2 protein-coding genes and 1 pseudogene are annotated in these 2,876 nt (G+C 62.6%); 2 read left to right on the top strand and 1 reads right to left on the bottom strand.

Annotated elements, in window-relative coordinates:
* Nucleotides 1-598, bottom strand: a pseudogene (locus AAC083_RS07145) (bifunctional diguanylate cyclase/phosphodiesterase); the annotation flags it as partial.
* Between the two features lie 134 nt (nt 599-732).
* Here AAC083_RS07145 and AAC083_RS07150 point away from each other — a divergent pair.
* Complete coding sequence (locus tag AAC083_RS07150; protein WP_108536194.1) at nt 733-2,403, top strand: FAD-dependent oxidoreductase; 1,671 nt, start codon at nt 733-735, stop codon at nt 2,401-2,403.
* A 169-nt stretch (nt 2,404-2,572) separates the two neighbouring features.
* Nucleotides 2,573-2,876: hypothetical protein (locus AAC083_RS07155; protein ID WP_258224626.1), on the top strand; the 304-nt coding region annotated here is incomplete at its 3' end.

A 2,876-nucleotide genomic window follows, 5' to 3' on the forward strand; every position in this document is an offset into this window, starting at 1 on the left:
GGCTCAGCATGGGCTGGTGCGCGGCTTCGGAGAAACTCAAAGACTTGCGGGTGCGCAGGGCGCGTATGTAGCGACTGTCACCCCGGATGGCCGAGAGCCCCTCGGCACCAAGGGCAAAGACAGGGGTCAGCTGCTCGCTGCCGAGCGAGCCGTTGGCCTGATAGTGCCAAAGAATGAGGCGATCGGCCCCCAGGCTCTCCTTGAGGGCCTCCAGCATGGCGGCAAACTGCTGCTGGCTGGCCATCTGGCTCAGCCGTGGCAGCTGCAACGCCAGATCGGCGATGGGCTCCTGGCGCTGGGTCTGCAGGCAGATGAGCCAGAAGGCATCCTGCTCGTGGGAGAGGGCTATGTGCCACTGCTGGCCGGCGAAGCGCAGTACCAGTTTGCCTCCCAAGCCGCTGGCAAGGGCTTGCTCTATGGGCAGACGCAGGGCATCGGGCAACTGGGCGGGCCAGGCGCTTCTCGGCTCATCCAGCCAGTAGAGCGGGGTTTGCATCACATCGGTCAGGGCGACCAGCCGTTGGCTGCGGACATCCAGACGAAAGAACAGGGGGGGCTGGCAGGCAGGGGGAAGGTGACTGAGCGCGGTAGACGACATGAACTGGTAACATCCTGTTGAACAACTGGCGGGTGGCAAGAATACTGCAAAATCGACCTAAACAAAATTTCATTGAAATCTAAATTAGTAATAGCTAATTTAGTGGCAATCTATTGTTAACCGGAGTCTTTCTGATGAAACGGATCCTGATTGTAGGCGGTGTGGCGGGGGGAGCCTCTGCGGCGGCCAGAGCCCGTCGCCTGAGCGAAACGGCCGAGATAGTGATGTTCGAGCGGGGCGAGTTTGTCAGCTTCGCCAACTGTGGCTTGCCTTATCATATCGGTGGCGACATTCAGGACCGCTCGGCCTTGCTGTTGCAGACACCGCAAAGCTTCAAGCGCCGTTTCAACGTGGATGTGCGGATTTTTCACGATGTGATCGACATCGACAAGGTTGGCAAGACCCTGCTGGTGCGCAACCTGCTCACCGGCGAAGAGCGGCGCGAATCTTATGATCAGCTGTTGCTGAGCCCGGGAGCGGCCCCCATTCGCCCGCCTTTCCCCGGCATCGACAGCCCCGGCGTGCATACCCTGCGTAACATTGCTGACATGGACCGCATACTGGCGGCCCTGCAGCGCGATGATCCGCACCACGTCACAGTCGTGGGTGGCGGCTTCATCGGGCTGGAAATGATGGAGGCACTGCACCAGCGCAAGCGGGATGTCACCCTGCTGGAGCTCTCCGATCAGGTGATGGCACCGGTGGACAGAGAGATGGCCAACATGCTCCATGCCCGCATCCGCGAAGAGGGGATCGACCTGCGGCTGCGCACCGGCCTCGCGTCCATCGAGATCCTGGACGGGCAGCCGGAGCAAACGGCCAGCACCGGCTTGCGGCTGGCCCTGAGCGACGGCACCCGGCTCGACACAGGCCTGCTGATCCTGGCCATCGGCGTCAAGCCCGAGACTCGGCTTGCAGCACAGGCGGGTCTTGAGCTGGGGCCGCGCGGCGGTATCAAGGTGGATGCCAGCATGTGCACCTCGGATCCCTTCATCTATGCGGTGGGGGATGCGGTGGAGGAGACCGACTTCGTCACCGGCGAGTCCGTGCTGATCCCGCTCGCGGGCCCCGCCAACCGGCAGGGACGCATCGCCGCCGACAACATGCTGGGCCGCAGTGAAACCTACAAGAAGACCCAGGGCACAGCCATCTGCAAGCTGTTCGATCTGGCGGTGGCCAGCACGGGTCTCAACGAGAAACGGTTGCTGCAACTGGGGCTGCCCTTCGAGAAGGCCTATGTGCATCCGGGCAGTCACGCCGGTTACTACCCGGGCGCTCACCCGGTCAGCCTCAAGCTGCTGTTTGCCCCCGATGGCAAGATCTACGGCGCTCAGGCCATCGGCAAGGACGGGGTCGACAAGCGCATCGACGTGCTGGCGGTGGCCCAGCGTGCCGGGCTGACGGTGTTTGATCTGCAGGATCTGGAGCTCACCTATGCGCCGCCATTCGGCTCGGCCAAGGATGTGATCAACATGGCGGGCTTCGTGGCGAGCAATCATCTCAAGGGAGATACCCTGCTCTGCCATACCGCCGAGGTGCAGGCCTGCCATCCCCATCAGCAGGTGCTGGATGTGCGCAATGGCCCCGAGCTCGACAAGCTGGGTCGCATCCCCGGTGCCCTGCACATCCCCCTCGATGAGCTACGGGGTCGCCTGGATGAACTGCCCAGGGAGAAAGAGCTGCTCATCAGCTGTCAGGTGGGCTTGCGTGGCCACGTGGCCTGCCGCTTGCTCAGCCAGCACGGCTTCAAGGTGAAGAACCTCTCTGGCGGTTTCAAAACCTGGCAGATGGCGGTGATGGCGTAACGGCTTCACCGACCCGCAAAACGCCGACCATCAGGTTGGCGTTTTGCTGTCTGACCGGTGGCCATTCACGCCCGATACTTTGCAATGAGTTTTGTGTCAAGCGAGTCGAATGTCTTATCCTGTTGCCTATCACGCTGCTGTGGCAGCGATCCAATCCGGGATGGAACCCATGCGCCCCTTTGCCCTGCGTCCTGCTTCCCAGCACCTTGCTCCCATCTGGCTTGCGCCGCGCCAGCGTCGCTGGTCTGCCTTGTTATTGACCGGTCTGCTCTTGGCCGGTTGTGGTCAGGACAAGTCCACCCCGACGGTCAATGTGCCGGCCGCGCAGCAAGCAGCTGGCGTACCCACGGCCGTGGTGCAGGCCAATGCCCGTCAATATCGCGATGCCCCGGCGCTGGCGCTGGTCTTCTCCGGCCCTCTGGCGCCCAAGGCAAACTGGCAGGGCTGGCTTGCGGTCAGTGAAGGTGGCAAGC

Source organism: Aeromonas sp. HMWF014 (assembly GCF_963878295.1).
In the GTDB taxonomy this organism is placed as follows: domain Bacteria; phylum Pseudomonadota; class Gammaproteobacteria; order Enterobacterales; family Aeromonadaceae; genus Aeromonas; species Aeromonas popoffii.

Bases quoted from the DNA above. Each gene is read 5' to 3' on its own strand.
- AAC083_RS07150 (WP_108536194.1), top strand. From the start codon at position 733: ATGAAACGGATCCTGATTGTAGGCGGTGTGGCGGGGGGAGCCTCTGCG.